A 16,595-nucleotide genomic window follows, 5' to 3' on the forward strand; every position below is an offset into this window, starting at 1 on the left:
ATAGGAGCATCAACGCCCCTCAGTCGTCGTCCCGTCCGTCGTCCCGTCCGTCGTCCGAGCCGTCGTCCTGGTCGTCGTCCCGCGGCTCCACCGAGAGCGCGGTCAGGACCTTCGCGACGTACCGCTCGGTGCCGGCCTTGTCGACGCCGAGGCCGCTGAGGACGCCCTCGCCGTTCTCGAACTCCAGCAGCGCCAGCAGGATGTGCTCGGTGCCGATGTAGTTGTGGCCCAGGCGCAGCGCCTCGCGGAAGGTGAGCTCCAGGACCTTCTTGGCGTCCGAGCCGTAGGGGACCAGCTCGGGGGCCTCGTCGACGGGCGGCGGGAGGACGGCGGTCGCGGCCTCGCGGACCGCGTCCAGGGTCACGCCCTGCGCGGCGATCGCCTTCGCCGCGACGGCCTCCGGCTCGGCGAGCAGTCCGAGGACCAGGTGCGCGGGCAGCCCCTCGGCGTTGGCGGCCTCCTTGGAGGCGCTGTGGGCGGCCATGACCACGTGCCGCGCGCGCGGGGTGTAGCGGGTGAAGCCCTGGCTCGGGTCGAGGTCGGCCGACTCCTTGGGCACGAACCGCTTCTGCGCGGCCTGCCGGGTGACGCCCATGCTCCGGCCGATGTCGGTCCAGGACGCGCCCGAACGGCGGGCCTGGTCGACGAAGTGGCCGATCAGGTGGTCCGCCACGTCGCCCAGGTGATCGGCGGCGATGACCGCGTCCTGGAGCTGGTCGAGGGGCTCGTCGTGGACCTTCTTGATGGCGTCGATGAGGTCGTCGAGCCGGACGGTTGCGGAGCCGGACGCGGAGCCGGATGGGGTGGTGTCGGGTCGCGGATTCGTCATGTGTCAACCGTAGGTTGACAGTAGAGGGGTGTCAACCCGAGGTTGTCACTCGCCCTCGGGGTCGGTGCGTCGCCCCACGCGCGCGTGGCACGATCGACCGGTGAGCAGCACCCGCACCGGCGACAGCGCCGACCCGCCCGGCACCGTCGACCGCGCCTTCCAGGCCGCCCTCTACGACACCGCGGACGCCGCCCTCGACACGGGCGCGTCCCTTCTCGCCGCAGACCCCGCGGCCGACGCCGAACTCGCGCGACGCGGCGAGGAGTTCGTGGCGGCGGCCTGGCGGCGCGGCTGGCAGCCCGCCGACGTCGTACGGCTCGTGCGGCGCGAGCTGGACGACGTCCACGTCCCCCTCGTCGAAACGCTGATCCGCGCGCAGGCCCCGCGGGACAAGGCGCGCGGCCCGCGGTGGGCGGCCCAGCTGGCGGACCTGGCCGCCGGCGCACCGCCGTCCAGTGACCGCTTCTCGCAGGCCACGGCGACCCTGGAGCTCTACCGCCTGCTGCTGCGCCTGCCCACCCTCGAACCTCTGTACGAGCATGCCCGCCGACCCCGCTCCGGGGCCGCGTCGCACGCCCACTCCCGCATGCTCACCCGCATCCGCGCCCTGCTGGCCAAGGCGGAGGCGACCGGGTTTCCGGAGGAGGCGGAGGCGCTCACCGCGAAGGCGCAGGAGCTGATGGCCCGGCACAGCGTCGACGAGGCGCTGCTCGACGCGCAGGCCCCGGCCCCGGACGCGCCCGGGGCCTGCCGGATCGGCGTCGAACCGCCGTACGAGCAGGCCAAGGCGGTGCTGCTGGACGCGGTCGCCGACGCCAACCACTGCAAGGCCGTGTGGAACGAGGCCTTCGCCTTCTCCACGGTCGTCGGCTTCGAGGCCGACCTGGAGGCGGTGGAACTGCTCTACACCTCGCTGCTGGTGCAGGCGCAGTCCGCGATGGCGAAGGCGGAGGCGGCCCAGCGCGCCGGCGGCCGCAAGCGGACCAAGACCTTCCGGCAGTCCTTCCTGGCCGCCTACGCCCACCGCATAGGCACCCGTCTCACGACCGCCGCCGAGACCCAGGTGAGCGACGACCTGCTGCCGGTTCTCGCCACCCGCGAGGTCGCGGTCACCACGGCCACGGATCAGATGTTCCCGCGGACGGTCACCACCCGGCTGCGCGGGATCACCGACGAGGCCGGCTGGACCGAGGGCGCGGAGGCCGCGGACCGAGCCCGCGTCCACTCCCGCCCCCGGCTCCCCTGACCCGGCTCCCCTGACCGGGGTCCCCTCCGGCCGTCAGTCGCCCGCCTGCTGGTACGCGCTCACCGAGGCGTCCGGCGCGTCCGCGCTCTTGAGCGCCACATCGCCGTAGGACCAGGTGAAGCTCTCGGTCGCCGAGGCCCCCGGCAGCCCGTACTTCACCGTCTTGACGGCGAGGCTCTGGTCGCCGCCGCTCTCGCCTCGCGTGTACGTGATCGTGAAGGAGGCGGTGCCCTGCGCCGGAAGCGTCAGCTTCTGCGCCTCGGCGGCCGCGTCCTTCGGTACGGTCGCGGAGGCGTCGCCCGCTTCGAGGTCGACCGTGGGGAAGCCCTCCAGGGTGCACTCCGCGCCCTTGTTGGTGAGCGTGACGGTGACGTTGCCGGTGTCCCCGGCCCCGGGGGCGGCGTCGACGGGGCCGACCTCCTGGCCCAGGTCGTCGAAGGCGCACGCGGAACCGGCGGCTGCCTTGCTCTCCCCGTCGCCGGAGCCGCTGTCGTCGTCGCTGCTGCTGGAGCAGGCGGTGAGGAGCAGGGCCGCGGCGAGGGCGGTGACGGTGATCGGAACGGCGCGCATGAGTGGTCCCTTTGGGTTTCGTGACGGTGCTCGAAGGATCATCACGCACGCGTGCGGCGCATTCTCCCGCGCCCCCGCCCACGCGGTCCCGCGCCCCCACGTCTACGGCTGTTTCACGGGCTGAGGCTCACTGCCCCGGGTTCACTGCCGAGGGTTCACTGCGACAGACCGGCCGTGGGCAGCCCCGAGGGCAACTGACCGCCCTCCGCCTTGGTGTACGTCTCCTTGCCGACCGTGCCCGACCAGGTGACCTCGAGCGACTTCGCGTCGACGGAGCCGACCATGCCGGTCGTACGGTCCTTGCTCCCGCTCGTGCAGGTCAGGTGGATCATCTGCATGCCCGCCTCCTCCCCGGCGGTCCCGCTGCACACGGTCCCGCCGGTCACGAAGAGGGCGGCCTGCGTCCCGGTGACGATCAGGGCGACGGCCTTGCCGTCCGCCGTGGCGAGCCAGCTGCCCTCCAGCTCGGGGGAGGCGGCGGCGGACGCCGAGGACGTCCCGCCGGTCGCGCTCCCGGTGCTTGCGACGCCCGAGGCCGCCGTGGTGGACGGCGTCGCCGAAGCGTCGTCGTCGGAGCCCCCGTCGCTGCTGCACGCGGTCAACGCGAGCGCGCCGACCAGCACGGCGGCCACGGCCGCGCCCCGCATCGGCCGGCGGGACGCGCCGCGGCCGGGCCGCGCGGAGGAGGCGGGTCGCGTGAAGATCGCCGAAGTCACTGCAAGCTCCCAAGCTGTAGCCGGACGGCCCGATCAACCCCAAGGACGGCAAGGACCGCGAAGACCGGAGCAAGCTACCAGCACGGTGTGTGCGTGCCATGGGCATGACTTATGTGCAAGGAATCAGTCTCCGAGCACCCACGCCAGTCGCCAGGGCGACCCGCGAGCCCCGCCTCAACGATCCAGCCCGCTACCGGGTCGACCCGCGAGCCCCGCCCCGACGACCCCGCCCGCTACCGGGTCGACCCGCGAGCCCGCCTCGACGGACCCCGCCCGCTACCAGGACGACTTCCGCACCCCCGGCAGATACCCCGCGTGCGCCTGCTCCCGCAGCCCCACCCGGGACAGGCCGAACGCCCGGAAGTAGCCGCGGGGCCGCCCGTCCACCTGGTCCCGGTTGCGTACGCGCGTCGCGCTCGCGTCCCGGGGCTGGCCGCGCAGCTCCCGCTGGGCGGCCAGCCGTTCCGCCTCCGTCGACGACGGCCGTCGGACGATCTCCTTCAGCTCGGCCCGCCGCGCCGCGTACCGCGCCACGATCTCCTGCCGCCGCTCGTTCTTCGCGATCTTGCTCTTCTTCGCCATCAGACCCTCAGTCCTTTCACTTCCTCAGCCCCTTCAGCCCCTTCAGCCCCTTCAGCCCCTCGAGCCCCTTCAGACCCTGACTCCGCGCGCCCGGATCCGGGCCACCGCCGCCTCGACGCCGATCGTGTCGACGGTCTTGATCCCCTTCGCGCTGAGCCGCAGCCGCACATGCCGGCCCTCGCTCGGCAGCCAGTACCGCTTGGACTGGATGTTCGGGTCGAAGCGGCGCGAAGTGCGCCGGTGGGAGTGGGAGATGCGGTTGCCGAAGCCCGGCTGTGCGCCGGTCAGCATGCAGTGCGCGGACATGGGTGACGTACCTCTCTCTGCCGATCGACGGCAACTATCGCTAATGGAATTCATTTTCAGTAACATAGCAGCATGGCTCGCAACGAACTCCGTCCGGTCATCAAGCTCCGGTCCACCGCGGGGACCGGCTTCACCTATGTGACCCGCAAGAACCGCCGCAACGACCCGGACCGTATGACCCTGCGCAAGTACGACCCGGTCGTCGGCCGCCACGTCGACTTCCGAGAGGAGCGCTGACCCCCGCCATGCGCAACGGAATCCACCCGGCCTACGGTCCCGTCGTCTTCCGCGACCGCGCCGCGAACTACGCCTTCCTCACCCGCTCGACCATGTCCGGCGACCGGACGATCGAGTGGGAGGACGGCCGCACGTACCCCGTCGTGGACGTCGAGATCTCCGACGTCAGCCACCCCTTCTACACCGGCGCCGCCCGCGTCCTGGACACGGCCGGCCGCGTGGAGCGCTTCGAGCGCCGGTACGGGAAGCGGGACGGGGCGTGAGCCTGTCGGTCGTGATCGTCGGCGGGCTGCACGTCGACGCCCGCCGGGCGACGGTCGCGCGCCTGCTCGCCGACGTGCCCGGCAGCGTCGTGCTCCACCACGACCTGGCGACGGCCGCGGTCGGCACGGTCGTCCGCACGATCAGCGACGCCACCGGCATCCTGTCCGCCGGCGAGGCCCCCCTGGTCAACGACTGCGCCTGCTGCGCCCTGCGCGAGGACCTCGTGCCCGAGCTGCTCCGCCTCGCCGACGACGGCCTCACCCGGCTGGCGATCGTCGAGCTGTGGGACTCCGTCGAGCCCAAGGCCATGGCCGAGGTGGTCGTGGCCGGCGGGCTCACGCTCACCGGCGTCGTCACCGCCGTCGATCCGGCGCTGCTGCTGCCCTGCCTCGGCAACGGCGACGACCTCGCCGAACGCGGCCTCGCCGCGGCCGCCACCGACCAGCGCACCGTCGCCGACACCTTCGCCCGACAGCTGGAGTACGCCCCCGTGCTGGCCGTCGTCGACTCCGAGGAGGCCGACGACGAGGACCGCGAGCTGCTCGAACAGCTCCATCCGACGGCCCGCCGGATACCCGTTCCGGGCGGCCGCCCAGGGAATCCGGCGGGCGCATCCTCGTCTGCACGTGAAGGCGCACAACCCGCTGCAAGGGGAGCTGCACAGGAAGCAGTGGACGAGAGAGCCGGGGGAGCCGGGGGAGCCGGGGGAGCCGGGGCGGCCGAGGGAGCCGGGGGAGCCCGTTCGCCCCTGGCCGCCGCCGTCCTCGCCGGCTTCGACGTGGAGGCCGCGGCCGCGGCCCAGCACCCCGCGTGCGCCCTGCTCCCCGCCGAGGCCGACGCGCACGGCGTGAGCACGCTGGTCTGGCACCGCTGCCGCCCCTTCCACCCGGAGCGGCTCTACGACGCGCTGGAGGACCTGACCTGCGCCGCCGCCCGCAGCCGGGGCCGGTTCTGGCTCGCCGACAAGCCCGACGTCCTGCTCCACTGGGACGCGGCCGGGGGAGCCCTCTGCGTGGAGTCGGCCGGCCCGTGGCTGGCCTCCCTCCCCGACGCGGCCTGGGACCTGCTCCCGCCGGTGCGCCGCGCCGCCGCCGCGCTGGACTGGCACCCCGAGCACGGCGACTGCTGCCAGCACCTGGTCTTCACGTCCCCAGGACTCGACCGCGACGGACTCGAACGGCTCCTGGAGTCCTGTCTGCTCACCGACGCCGAGTACGCCGCAGGCCGCGACGCCTGGAAGCGACTGCCGCCCGCCTTCGACACCCTCCTGGAGGTCTGACCCCATGCCCCGCAAGCCCGACCGCGGTGCCGGCCGCAAGTCCGCGCAGCCCCGCCCCAACCCGCTCGACCAGGCCGAGATCACCTACATCGACTACAAGGACACCGACCTGCTGCGGAAGTTCATCTCCGACCGGGGCAAGATCCGCAGCCGCCGCGTCACCCGCGTCTCCGCCCGGCAGCAGCGCCGACTGACCCGAGCGATCAAGAACGCCCGCGAGATGGCCCTGCTCCCGTACGGCGGCCGCTGACCCGACAGCGGCCGACGGGCGTACGGAGGCGTCTGCGTCCATAGAGACGCATTCGTATGAGCAGAGTCACATCATCCGTCTAGTCAGTGTGGACGCTCGCCTGCGCCGTTCCTCCGCCGACCGTTCGACACCCGGTCCCGCCCGAGCCCAACTCCGCCTCGCCCTCACGGACGACTCCCGTCGTCGTACGCGAGGGCGAGGCGTTTTCATGGCCGGTCCCGGACGGGGAGATCTGGTCCGAACCTTTGGGGATGTCCCGGCCTCCCGGTCGGCAGGCGGCGCTCGCCGCCGCCCGGGACGGGCCTCGGAACCCCCACATCCGGAGGTCCCGCCTACTGTAAGGAGCGGATGCCGGGCGTCCGCAGGAACGGCGGCCTTCCGGCCGGTGTCGAGGGCGGCCGAGGGAGCCCGGTGGCGGATTCGTTGCGGCGTCAACGGAACACGAGGGCCGTGCCGCGCGTCTGTCCCTAGTGCACGAGTGGTTCGATCCGGACGATTTCACCCGGCCGACGAGCCGAACGACTTGGGTAAAGCGGGCGTCAAAGCTGTAACCGCGCAAGTACCCCGCGTGCACGTGCATATGCTCATGCAACTGCACATGAACGGGGTTATGATCCGGGACAGTTGACCACGGCACCAATGGCCACGTGAGCCAGTGCACCACCAGGGAGCGACCTGTGGACCACCACGTTGACGGGGGGCACGACGTGTACAACGGCATGACGGCCACACAGCTGTACGGGGTTGCCTGGCAGAAGAGCCGGCACAGCAACTCGCAGGGTTCCTGCGTGGAGTTCGCCCGGCTGCCGGGCGGTGACGTGGCCGTGCGCAACTCGCGCTTCCCCGACGGACCCGCGCTCGTCTACACGCGGGCCGAGATCGAGGCGATGCTGCTGGGCATCAAGGACGGCGAGTTCGACCACCTGATCGCGAGCTGACGTTCCCCGTCGGCATCGTGGATATCGGAAATATCGCCGTAAGGTCGACTACATCGTGTGACAACGCGTGACATCACGCGAGATCCGGTGACATCACGTCAAGAACGGTTACGACGCGCGTAGAACCGCGGCCTGGAAAAGCGCCGCGGTTCTTCACTCGGTGGGCGTGTGCAGCCGGAACAGCGCCCAGACGACCTTGCCGCCGAGCGAGCCGGACAGCGGGTGCCAGCCCCAGCTGTCGGCGAAGGAGTCGACGAGGAACAGGCCGCGGCCGGACTCGGCCGAGAAGTCCTCCGTCTCGCGCGCCACCGGACTGTCGCGGCTGGGGTCGCGCACCGCGCACACCAGTCGTTCGGTCCACCGCATCAGATGCAGCCGCACGGCCGGATGCTCGTCCGTCATACAGGGGGCGGCGTCCGGCGACAGTCCGTGCCGCAGGGCGTTGGTCACCAGTTCCGAGACGACCAGACAGATGTCGTCGAAGCGGTCGCCGACATCCCACTGGCCGAGCGTTCTCCTGGCGAACTGCCGTGCCTCGCGCACCGCTTCGAGCCCGGCGGGCAGAGCGCAGGAGGCCGCGTTGGACACGGCCGCGGGATCAAGCGGCGGAAGGCCCTGCCGTAACGGCTCGAGCATGGTCGATCCATTCGTCCCCATGCGAGGCACTCCCCGGATTCGCGGTCGTTGCGATGCAGCGGTGGCGCGGGACCATGGTTTCGGATGCGTACAGCAGATGCAAGGGCAGATGCACGTGCACGTGACCGAAATGGACCTTCCCGTACCGCTTCTTGGCCATTTTTTCCGCCAACTTCCCACCTGCCACCGGCACTTCCCTTCCTTTCTTCACCCTCTTCCCACACGGCGCGCTGTGCGTATCCTTTGGCTTCTTTCCATCTCTGTAATCGGACGAGTACTGCTCGAAGTGTTTTAGTGGCAGACTGCGGGCCCTGAAGACGGTTGGGGAGGCTGGCGAACGTGAGCGCGGGAGAGCCCGGATCGGTGGTGCGGCGCATGCTGCTGGGTTCGCAACTACGGCGGCTGCGCGAGGCGCGCGGCATCACGCGCGAGGCGGCGGGGTACTCGATCCGCGCTTCCGAGTCGAAGATCAGCCGTATGGAGCTGGGCCGGGTGAGCTTCAAGACCCGGGACGTGGAGGACCTGCTGACCCTGTACGGCATCACGGACGACGCGGAGCGCCAGGCGCTCGTCGGACTGGCCCGTGAGGCCAACGTGGCGGGCTGGTGGCACAGTTACTCGGACGTCCTGCCCAACTGGTTCCCCACCTACGTCGGCCTGGAGGGCGCGGCCGCGCTGATCCGGGTGTACGAGGTGCAGTTCGTGCACGGGCTGCTGCAGACGGAGGCGTACGCCCACGCGGTCGTCAGCCGCGGGATGAAGGGCGCGAGCGCGGCCGACATCGACCGGCGCGTGGCGCTGCGCCTGGAGCGGCAGAAGTACCTCGTCGCCGAGAGCGCCCCCGACTTCCACATCGTCCTCGACGAGGCCGCCCTGCGCCGGCCGTACGGCGACCGCGCGGTGATGCGCGGACAGCTCCAGCACCTGATCGAGATCTCCGAGCGCCCCAACGTACGGCTGCAGATCATGCCGTTCAGCTTCGGTGGGCACGCCGGGGAGTCCGGGGCCTTCACCATCCTCAGCTTCCCGGAGTCCGACCTGCAGGACGTCGTCTATCTGGAGCAGCTCACCAGCGCCCTCTACCTCGACAAGCGCGAGGACGTCGCCCAGTACGAGCAGGCGCTGAAGGAACTCCAGCAGGACAGCCCCGGGCCGGACGAGAGCCGGGACCTGCTGCGCGGCCTGCTCCAGCTTTCCTGACCCGTCTTTCACCGGTCTTTCGGCGGGCCCTAGGGTTTCCCCTAGAACGGTCGGGGATCGCTCCCAACTCCCCTGAAACACACGTACGATGACGTGTGATCAGATCGTGATGCCGATCGCAGCGCCGATCGCAGCAGGGGATTGAGGGATCACATGTCGTCCTACTTCACCGACCTGGCCCAGCAGTACATCGACGGTAAGTGGCGTCCGGGGACAGGGTCCTGGGACATCATCGACTTCAATCCCTACGACGGTGAGAAGCTCGCGTCGATCACCATAGCCACGGTCGACGAGGTCGACGAGGCCTATGCGGCCGCCGCCCGCGCGCAGAAGGAGTGGGCCGCGACCAACGCCTACGCCCGCCGCTCGGTGTTCGAGAAGGTGCTGCGGCTGGTCGAGGAGCGCGAGGCGGAGATCAGCCAGGTCCTCGTCGACGAGGCCGGCGGCACGTTCGGGAAGGCCGCCTTCGAGCTGCACCTCGCCAAGGAGTTCCTGCGCGAGTCGATCCATCTGTCGCTGCGCCCCGAGGGCCGCATCCTCCCCTCGCCGATCGACGGCAAGGAGAACCGCGTCTACCGCGAGCCGGTCGGCGTCGTCGGCGTGATCAGCCCCTTCAACGTTCCCTTCCTGCTGTCGCTGAAGTCGGTCGCCCCCGCGCTGGCCCTCGGCAACGGCGTGGTGCTCAAGCCGCACCAGAACACCCCGATCTCCGGCGGCACCGTGATCGCCAAGCTCTTCGAGGACGCGGGCCTGCCGCCCGGCCTGCTGAACGTCGTGGTGACCGACATCGCCGAGATCGGCGACGCCTTCCTGGAGCACCCGATCCCGCGGGTCATCTCCTTCACCGGCTCCGACAAGGTCGGCCGCCATGTCGCCATGGTCTCCGCCGCCCACTTCAAGCGGTCCGTCATCGAACTCGGCGGCAACAGCGCCTTCGTCGTCCTCGACGACGCCGACGTCGACTACGCGGTCGACGCGGCGGTGTTCAGCCGCTTCGTCCACCAAGGCCAGGTCTGCATGGCCGCCAACCGCGTCCTGGTCGACAGCTCGATCGCCGCGGAGTTCACCGAGAAGTTCGTCGCCAAGGTGAAGACCCTGAAGGCCGGCGACCCGCGCGACCCGCAGACCCTCATCGGCCCGGTGATCAACTCCTCCCAGGCGGAGGCCCTGTCGGGCGTCGTCGCCCAGGCCCTCGCCGAGGGCGCGACCGCCCTGCTGCACGGCACGACCACCGACAACCTCGTCGAGCCCTCCGTCCTCGGCGGCCTCCCCACCGACTCCGCCCTGCTCCAGCAGGAGGTCTTCGGCCCGGTCGTCTTCCTCAACACCTTCGAGGGCGAGGAGGAGGCCGTACGCCTGGTCAACGCCACGCCGTACGGGCTGAGCGGCGCGGTCCACACCGCCGACATCGAGCGGGGCGTCGCCTTCGCCAAGCAGATCGTCACCGGCATGTTCCACGTCAACGACGCCACCGTCCACGACGAGCCGATCGTCCCCTTCGGCGGCGAGAAGAGCTCCGGCGTCGGCCGCCTCAACGGCGAGACGACCCTGGAGGCCTTCACCACCACGAAGTGGATCTCGGTCCAGCACGGCCGCAGCGGCTTCCCGTTCTGATCGCGCTGATCCGGCTGATCCGGCTGATTCAGACGATCCGTACGATCCGGTCGGCCCGGTCCGCCCCGACGCCTGTCCGCCGCCCCCGCCCGCCGAGGCGCGGGGCGGCCAGGTCATAAGCTGGACCGCATGTCAGCGATCCGTCTCCTGGTGCTCGGCGCGGTGCGCCAGCACGGGCGGGCCCACGGCTACCAGGTCCGCAACGACCTCGAGTACTGGGGCGCCCACGAGTGGTCCAACGCCAAGCCGGGCTCGATCTACCACGCCCTGAAGCAGATGGCGAAGCAGGGACTGCTGCACGCGCACGAGATCGCCCCGTCCACCGTCGGCGGCCCGCCCCGCACGGAGTACGAGATCACCGAGGCGGGCTCCGAGGAGTACGTCCGGCTGCTGCGCGAGGCGCTGACCTCCTACGACCAGCGGACGGACGTGAAGTCGGCGGCCATCGGCTTCATCGTGGACCTGCCGCGCGCCGAGGCCGTCGCCCTCCTGAAGGAGCGGATCCGCCGCATCGAGGAGTGGCGCGGGGTCGTCACCCAGGACTACGCCCCCGAGCAGGGCCCCGAACAGCTGGGCCACATCGGCGAGATCATGAACCTCTGGGTCCACACGGCCGACGCCGAGGCCGAGTGGACCCGGGGCCTGATCGCCCGGATCGAGGGCGGCGCCTACACGTTCGCCGGCGAGGGCGAGCCGTTCGTCGGCGTGCTCACGGAGGGCCGCGAGAACCCGTACGCGACGGGGGAGCGCCACCCCGAGGACGACCGGTAGCGTCCTACGCCCGTCTATCCGTACGCCCGTCTAGTGGTGGAACCCGGTCGCCGCCGCCTTGTCGCGCGTCAGCGGTCCCGACTGCCGGCGCAGCTCCGGCAGCAGCCGGGTCAGGTCCTCCACGAACAGGTCGGCGAGGTCCTCCGAGAAGCCGTTGCGGGCCACGACCCGCAGCGCCGACAGGTCCTCCCGGTTCGGCGGGAAGGTGTACGCGGGCACCAGCCAGCCGTTCTCCCGCAGCCGCCGCGAGACGTCGAAGACGTCGTACGCCGTCACGTCCGGCCCTGTCGTGAAGGCGAAGACGGGCAGCTGGTCGCCGCGGGTGAGGAGCCGGAAGTCGCCGAGCGCCTCCACCCGGTCGGCGATGCCCCGGGCCACGTCCCGCGTGGACTGCTGCACCGCCCGGAAGCCCTCCCGCCCCAGCCGCAGCAGCGTGTAGTACTGCGCGACGACCTGAGCGCCGGGCCGCGAGAAGTTGAGCGCGAAGGTCGGCATGTCGCCGCCCAGGTAGTTGACCCGGAAGACGAGCTCCTCCGGCAGGGCCTCCTTGTCGCGCCACAGCGCCCAGCCGACGCCCGGGTACACCAGCCCGTACTTGTGCCCCGAGGTGTTGATGGACGCCACGCGCGGGAGACGGAAGTCCCACACCAGGTCCTCGTCGAGGAAGGGCGCGATCATCGCGCCGGACGCGCCGTCGACGTGCACGGGGACGTCGGTGCCGGTGCGCTCCTGGAGGGCGTCCAGGGCCGCGCAGAGCTCCGCGATCGGCTCGTAGGACCCGTCGAAGGTGGAGCCGAGGATGCCGACGACCCCGATGGTGTTCTCGTCGCACAGCTCGGCAGCGGCCTGCGGGTCGAGATGGAAGCGGTCGCCCTCCATGGGGACCTGGCGGGCCTCCACCTCCCAGAAGTTGCAGAACTTGTCCCAGCAGACCTGGACGTTGACCCCCATGACCAGGTTCGGGCGGACGTCCCTCGACGGATACCGGTCGCCGTTGCGCAGCGCCCAGCGGCGCTTCAGCGCCATCCCGGCGAGCATGCACGCCTCGCTCGACCCGGTCGTCGAACAGCCCACGGCCGCCGACGGGTCCGGCGCGTTCCACAGGTCGGCGAGCATCGCCACACAACGCCGCTCCAGCTCGGCGGTGCGCGGGTACTCGTCCTTGTCGATCATGTTCTTGTCCCGGCACTCCGCCATCAGCACCCCGGCCTGCGGCTCCATCCAGGTGGTGACGAAAGTGGCCAGGTTCAGCCGCGCGTTGCCGTCCAGCATCAGCTCGTCGTGCACCAGCTGGTACGCCGTCGACGGCGGCATCGGGGCGTCCGGCAGCCGGTGCTTGGGCGGGGCCTCGGTCATGCCGCCGACCGGATTCGCCTCGCCGTAGAACGGGTTCACGGAAAGGGGGCGCTCGTCGGGATTCTCGGGTCCTTTGTGCAACGCCATGGGTGTGCCTCCTCAAGGAGCGAACGGGCGTCAGCGGACGGGAGTTCCGTCCTTGCGCAACTGCATCTGGGGCCGCCCCGTCACCAGCAGCCAGGCCGGCAGCGAGGCGAAGCACAGCAGGGCGATGATGGTCGGAGAGGCGACCAGGACGGCGGCGACGAACAGGCTCAACCAGCCGTGCCGGGTGATCGCCAGCAGGACCCCGAGCACGGCCGTCGCGACCCCGACCGCCGGATGCACCCCGGGCACCAGCGCGTGGGCGGTGAGACCGAGAGCGGTGCCGACGAACACGGCCGGGAAGATGCGCCCGCCCCGGAACCCGCAGGACGCGGCGACGAGCAGCGCGGCCAGCTTCACCACCGTCATCGTCGCGAACTGCCCGGCCGACCAGCCCTCCGGATCGGCCGCGAGCTCCCCGACCTCGTCCAGCCCCTTGAAGAGCGTCAGACGGCCGCCCAGGGCCGCCAGCAGCCCCAGCACGACTCCGCCGGCCGGCAGCATCAGCATCGGGTGTCCCAGGCGGGCGAACGCGCCGTGGACGTACGGGAAGGCGTACACGGCGCACAGGCCGAGCAGCGCGGCCGCGGACGCGATCACCAGCGCGGCCAGCAGATCGCCCCAGCCGGGCCGCCCGATCGGGGGCAGATCCAGGTCGAAGGTGGGATGGTCGACCAGGTCGGTCGTCAGCGCTCCGGCCGCGGCGGCGACCAGCGGGGCGAAGACGTTGTCCCACAGCGCGCCCTTGGTCCGCCGTTCCGCCAGCGCCTCGGAGATCAGCAGTGCGGCCGCCACCGGCGTGCCGAACAGCGCCCCGATCGTCGCCGCCTCCGCGAGCATCGGCCACACCGCGCCCGGCATCCGGGGCACCAGCCTGCTGCCCAGCCAGAACGCGACTCCCACGTTCACGGCGATGATCGGGTTCTCGGGCCCCAGGCTCGGCCCGCCCGCCAGCATCAGCGCGGTCGCCAGCAGCAGCCCGGGAAGCACCGCGGGCGGCAGCACGGGAGCGTCCAGGCCGGTCGTCGCCGGATCGGGCCCCGCGTGCCCCGGCGCCTTCCACACCACGAGCCCCACCAGCACCCCGGTCGCGGTGAGCATGACCATCATCCACAGCACCGAGTACCGGCCCACGCCCAGCGCGTCCGGCAGGTTCTTCCACAGCACGTCCTGGAGCTGCTCGGCCGCCGCGCTCACCCCGACGAACAGCAGACTCGCCACCACGCCCACGACGAGGGCGGGAAGGATCAACGGCAGCAGCGCGCGTGCCGGGGCCGGCGGAGCGACGGGCGTCTGCGCGGTGTCCTGGGCCACGCGCTCACGATAAGGGGGCATAACGGCATGAACACCTTGAAGGAGTCTCTTCGGGGACGCAGGCGGCGGGGGCGGGGCGGAGGCGTGGCAGGGCAGGGAGGGGCGGGGCTTGCACCTCACGCGACGTGAGGACGCACCGTGGAGCGCGTACCGAGAAGGGAGCGGACGAAGTGAGTCACTCCGTAGGACAGGTGGCCGGTTTCGCCGGAGTCACGGTGCGCACACTGCACCACTACGACGCCATCGGCCTGCTCGTCCCGAGCGAGCGCAGCCACGCGGGCCACCGCCGATACGGCGACGCGGACCTCGACCGGCTGCAGCGGATCCTGTTCTACAGAGAGCTCGGCTTCCCGCTCGAGGAGGTCGCGGCCCTGCTCGACGACCCGACGGCGGACCCGCGCGCGCAGTTGCGCCGCCAGCACGAACTGCTGACCGCCCGGATCGAGAAGCTGCAGAAGATGGCCGCGGCCGTGGAACACGCCATGGAGGCACGCGAGATGGGCATCGACCTCACACCCGAGGAAAGGTTCGAGATCTTCGGCGGCAAGGACCCCGAGCAGTACGCCGAAGAGGCGGAAGCGCGCTGGGGCGGCACCGCGGAGTACGCCGAGTCGCAGCGCAGGGCCGCCCGCTACACCAAGGAGGACTGGCAACGCCTCCAGGCCGAGGTCGACGCCTGGCAGGAGCGCTACGTGGCCCTGATGGCCGCCGGAGAGTCCCCGACCGGCGACGCGGCCATGGACCTGGCCGAGGAGCACCGGCGGCACATCGGCACCTGGTTCTACGAGTGCCCGTACCCCATGCATCTGAGCCTCGCCGGGATGTACGTCTCCGACGAGCGCTTCAAGGCGTTCTACGACTCCATGCGGCCGGGTCTGGCCGAGCACCTCAAGGAGGCGATCACGGCGAACGCGGCCCGTGGGACAGCGTGACGGACTGACGGACTGACGGTCTGACGGCCTGGCGGTGGTCCTGGCCCGGGTCACTCCCGGGCCAGGACCACCGCCGTCCCGTACGCGCACACCTCGGTGCCCACGTCCGCCGCCTCCGTCACGTCGAAGCGGAACATCAGCACGGCGTTGGCCCCACGCGTGCGTGCCTGCTCGACGAGCCGTTCCATTGCCTGGTTGCGGGTCTCCACGAGGGTCTTCGTCAGCCCCTTGAGCTCACCGCCGATCATCGACTTCAGCCCCGCGCCGATCTGGCTGCCCAGGTGCCGCGAGCGCACGGTCAGTCCGAAGACCTCGCCGATGACCTGCTCGACCCGGTGGCCGGGTACGTCGTTCGTCGTCACGACCAGCACGTCCGACTGGGGACCCTGGCCGCCGCCGTATTCCTCGATGCCCATGGTTCACAGCTTTGCCCCAGCAGGGCCACAGTGCATCCTGGAGTCACCGGTGGAACCTGGGGCGGACACATTGCGTTGATAGCTTTGTGCGGCCGTACCAGGCCGCTGCACCTCCCTCCACCCCCTCAGGAGCCCGGAACCGTGACGACGCTTGCCCTCGGACCGAGCTGGCTGGATCCGAACTACCTCCTCGACACCTACAGCATCTGGGGCCTGCTCCTGATCGTGTTCGCGGAGTCGGGGCTCCTCATCGGCTTCTTCCTGCCCGGCGACTCGCTGCTGTTCACGGCCGGTCTGCTGATCGCGACGAACCAGCTGGACTTCCCGCTCTGGGGGGCGATCGCCCTCATCTGCGTGGCCGCGATCCTGGGGGACCAGGCGGGTTACATGTTCGGCAAGAAGGTGGGCCCGTCCCTCTTCAACCGACCGGACTCCCGCCTCTTCAAGCAGGAGAACATCGTCAAGGCGCACGAGTTCTTCGAGAAGTACGGCCCGAAGTCCCTGGTCCTCGCCCGCTTCGTGCCCATCGTGCGCACGTTCACGCCGATCATCGCCGGCGTCAGCGGCATGAAGTACCGCTCGTTCCTGGTCTTCAACGTCGTCGGCGGTGTCCTGTGGGGCGCGGGCGTGACCCTGCTGGGCTCCTGGCTCGGCAAGATCGAGTTCGTGCACAAGAACATCGAGGCGATGCTCATCCTGGTCGTCCTCATCTCGGTGGTCCCGATCATCATCGAGTTCCTGCGCGCACGCTCCAAGAGCAAGAAGAACCCGGCGCAGCCCCCGGCCGAGCAGCAGCCCCAGCAGCCGTACCAGCAGCACCCCCCGGTCATGGACGACGCCACGACCCAGCTCCGCCGCATCGAAGAGCCCACGCAGTACGGCTACCAGGACCAGGGTCAGAACCAGAACCAGAACCAGCAGAACGACTACTACGCGCAGCAGTACCCGCAGCAACAGCAGTACGCCCAGCCGCAGTACCCCCAGGAATGGGACCAGCCCCAGCAGCAGTACCCGTACAACCAGAACCAGGGCTACTAGCAGCGCAGCAGCGCCCC

Annotated in this window: 20 protein-coding genes; 11 read left to right on the plus strand and 9 right to left on the minus strand. The window is 70.8% G+C overall.

Features of this window, described 5'->3' with window-relative positions; translation table 11 throughout:
- Nucleotides 1-19: 19 nt before the first annotated feature.
- Complete coding sequence (locus tag OG562_RS24140) at nucleotides 20-829, minus strand: Clp protease N-terminal domain-containing protein (protein ID WP_266401100.1); 810 nt, start codon at nucleotides 827-829, stop codon at nucleotides 20-22.
- 100 nt (nucleotides 830-929) lie between these two features.
- Here OG562_RS24140 and OG562_RS24145 point away from each other — a divergent pair, with 100 nt between their 5' ends.
- Nucleotides 930-2,075, plus strand: coding sequence for a DUF2786 domain-containing protein (locus OG562_RS24145; protein WP_266401101.1), 1,146 nt, complete (start codon nucleotides 930-932; stop codon nucleotides 2,073-2,075).
- 33 nt (nucleotides 2,076-2,108) lie between these two features.
- On the opposite strand, the gene OG562_RS24150 is transcribed toward OG562_RS24145, so the two are convergent.
- The 4 genes from OG562_RS24150 to rpmB all read right to left on the minus strand — a co-directional run bounded on the left by OG562_RS24150 (nucleotide 2,109) and on the right by rpmB (nucleotide 4,249).
- On the minus strand, nucleotides 2,109-2,645 hold the full coding sequence (locus OG562_RS24150; protein ID WP_266401102.1) for a DUF4232 domain-containing protein: 537 nt from the start codon (nucleotides 2,643-2,645) through the stop codon (nucleotides 2,109-2,111).
- Nucleotides 2,646-2,800: 155 nt separating this feature from the next.
- Nucleotides 2,801-3,292 carry a hypothetical protein gene (locus OG562_RS24155; RefSeq protein WP_266409489.1) on the minus strand — a complete coding sequence of 164 codons (492 nt, stop codon included), beginning with the start codon at nucleotides 3,290-3,292 and terminating at the stop codon, nucleotides 2,801-2,803.
- A gap of 345 nt (nucleotides 3,293-3,637) precedes the next feature.
- Nucleotides 3,638-3,943 (minus strand): 30S ribosomal protein S14, encoded by a 306-nt coding sequence (gene rpsN, locus OG562_RS24160; protein WP_266401103.1) that lies wholly within the window; start codon nucleotides 3,941-3,943, stop codon nucleotides 3,638-3,640.
- Nucleotides 3,944-4,012: 69 nt separating this feature from the next.
- A complete protein-coding gene (gene rpmB, locus OG562_RS24165; protein WP_266401105.1) occupies nucleotides 4,013-4,249 on the minus strand; it encodes a 50S ribosomal protein L28 in 237 nt (78 codons plus the stop codon).
- 72 nt (nucleotides 4,250-4,321) lie between these two features.
- On the opposite strand from rpmB, the gene rpmG reads away from it, so the two are divergent.
- The 5 genes from rpmG (at nucleotide 4,322) to OG562_RS24190 (ending at nucleotide 7,217) form a co-directional block, all read left to right on the plus strand.
- Nucleotides 4,322-4,486: a 50S ribosomal protein L33 gene (rpmG, locus tag OG562_RS24170; RefSeq protein WP_019753828.1), complete on the plus strand. Its 165-nt coding sequence runs from the start codon at nucleotides 4,322-4,324 to the stop codon at nucleotides 4,484-4,486.
- Nucleotides 4,487-4,494: 8 nt separating this feature from the next.
- The gene (locus OG562_RS24175) at nucleotides 4,495-4,749 is read left to right on the plus strand and encodes a type B 50S ribosomal protein L31 (RefSeq protein ID WP_266401109.1); all 255 of its coding nucleotides are present in this window, start codon (nucleotides 4,495-4,497) and stop codon (nucleotides 4,747-4,749) included.
- Nucleotides 4,746-6,029: a GTP-binding protein gene (locus tag OG562_RS24180; protein ID WP_266401111.1), complete on the plus strand. Its 1,284-nt coding sequence runs from the start codon at nucleotides 4,746-4,748 to the stop codon at nucleotides 6,027-6,029. Before OG562_RS24175 ends, OG562_RS24180 begins: the two co-directional genes overlap by 4 nt.
- 4 nt (nucleotides 6,030-6,033) lie before the next feature.
- Nucleotides 6,034-6,279 carry a 30S ribosomal protein S18 gene (gene rpsR, locus OG562_RS24185; RefSeq protein WP_266401114.1) on the plus strand — a complete coding sequence of 82 codons (246 nt, stop codon included), beginning with the start codon at nucleotides 6,034-6,036 and terminating at the stop codon, nucleotides 6,277-6,279.
- Between the two features lie 719 nt (nucleotides 6,280-6,998).
- Nucleotides 6,999-7,217 (plus strand): DUF397 domain-containing protein, encoded by a 219-nt coding sequence (locus OG562_RS24190; protein WP_052183895.1) that lies wholly within the window; start codon nucleotides 6,999-7,001, stop codon nucleotides 7,215-7,217.
- Nucleotides 7,218-7,370: 153 nt separating this feature from the next.
- On the opposite strand, the gene OG562_RS24195 is transcribed toward OG562_RS24190, so the two are convergent.
- Nucleotides 7,371-7,853: an ATP-binding protein gene (locus OG562_RS24195; protein WP_266401116.1), complete on the minus strand. Its 483-nt coding sequence runs from the start codon at nucleotides 7,851-7,853 to the stop codon at nucleotides 7,371-7,373.
- Nucleotides 7,854-8,228: 375 nt separating this feature from the next.
- On the opposite strand from OG562_RS24195, the gene OG562_RS24200 reads away from it, so the two are divergent.
- The 3 genes from OG562_RS24200 to OG562_RS24210 all read left to right on the plus strand — a co-directional run bounded on the left by OG562_RS24200 (nucleotide 8,229) and on the right by OG562_RS24210 (nucleotide 11,438).
- A complete protein-coding gene (locus OG562_RS24200; RefSeq protein ID WP_266409490.1) occupies nucleotides 8,229-9,053 on the plus strand; it encodes a helix-turn-helix transcriptional regulator in 825 nt (274 codons plus the stop codon).
- Nucleotides 9,054-9,206: 153 nt separating this feature from the next.
- Nucleotides 9,207-10,667, plus strand: coding sequence for an aldehyde dehydrogenase family protein (locus OG562_RS24205; RefSeq protein WP_266401118.1), 1,461 nt, complete (start codon nucleotides 9,207-9,209; stop codon nucleotides 10,665-10,667).
- Nucleotides 10,668-10,796: 129 nt separating this feature from the next.
- Nucleotides 10,797-11,438 (plus strand): PadR family transcriptional regulator, encoded by a 642-nt coding sequence (locus tag OG562_RS24210; protein WP_266401120.1) that lies wholly within the window; start codon nucleotides 10,797-10,799, stop codon nucleotides 11,436-11,438.
- A gap of 30 nt (nucleotides 11,439-11,468) precedes the next feature.
- Here the strand turns inward: OG562_RS24210 and OG562_RS24215 are convergent, their stop codons facing one another.
- Both OG562_RS24215 and OG562_RS24220 read right to left on the minus strand, forming a co-directional pair.
- Entirely contained in the window at nucleotides 11,469-12,881 is a 1,413-nt protein-coding gene (locus tag OG562_RS24215) for a glutamate decarboxylase (protein ID WP_266401123.1), read from the minus strand.
- Nucleotides 12,882-12,911: 30 nt separating this feature from the next.
- Entirely contained in the window at nucleotides 12,912-14,192 is a 1,281-nt protein-coding gene (locus OG562_RS24220; protein ID WP_266401126.1) for an ion channel protein, read from the minus strand.
- Between the two features lie 170 nt (nucleotides 14,193-14,362).
- On the opposite strand from OG562_RS24220, the gene OG562_RS24225 reads away from it, so the two are divergent.
- A complete protein-coding gene (locus tag OG562_RS24225; protein WP_266401127.1) occupies nucleotides 14,363-15,124 on the plus strand; it encodes a MerR family transcriptional regulator in 762 nt (253 codons plus the stop codon).
- Between the two features lie 50 nt (nucleotides 15,125-15,174).
- Here OG562_RS24225 and OG562_RS24230 read toward each other — a convergent pair whose 3' ends face one another.
- The gene (locus OG562_RS24230) at nucleotides 15,175-15,540 is read right to left on the minus strand and encodes a YbjQ family protein (protein ID WP_266401129.1); all 366 of its coding nucleotides are present in this window, start codon (nucleotides 15,538-15,540) and stop codon (nucleotides 15,175-15,177) included.
- A 141-nt stretch (nucleotides 15,541-15,681) separates the two neighbouring features.
- Here OG562_RS24230 and OG562_RS24235 point away from each other — a divergent pair, with 141 nt between their 5' ends.
- Entirely contained in the window at nucleotides 15,682-16,578 is an 897-nt protein-coding gene (locus OG562_RS24235) for a DedA family protein (protein WP_266401131.1), read from the plus strand.
- Nucleotides 16,579-16,595: the final 17 nt, after the last annotated feature.

The sequence above is a fragment of the Streptomyces sp. NBC_01275 genome (assembly GCF_026340655.1).
Classification (GTDB): Bacteria; Actinomycetota; Actinomycetes; order Streptomycetales; family Streptomycetaceae; genus Streptomyces.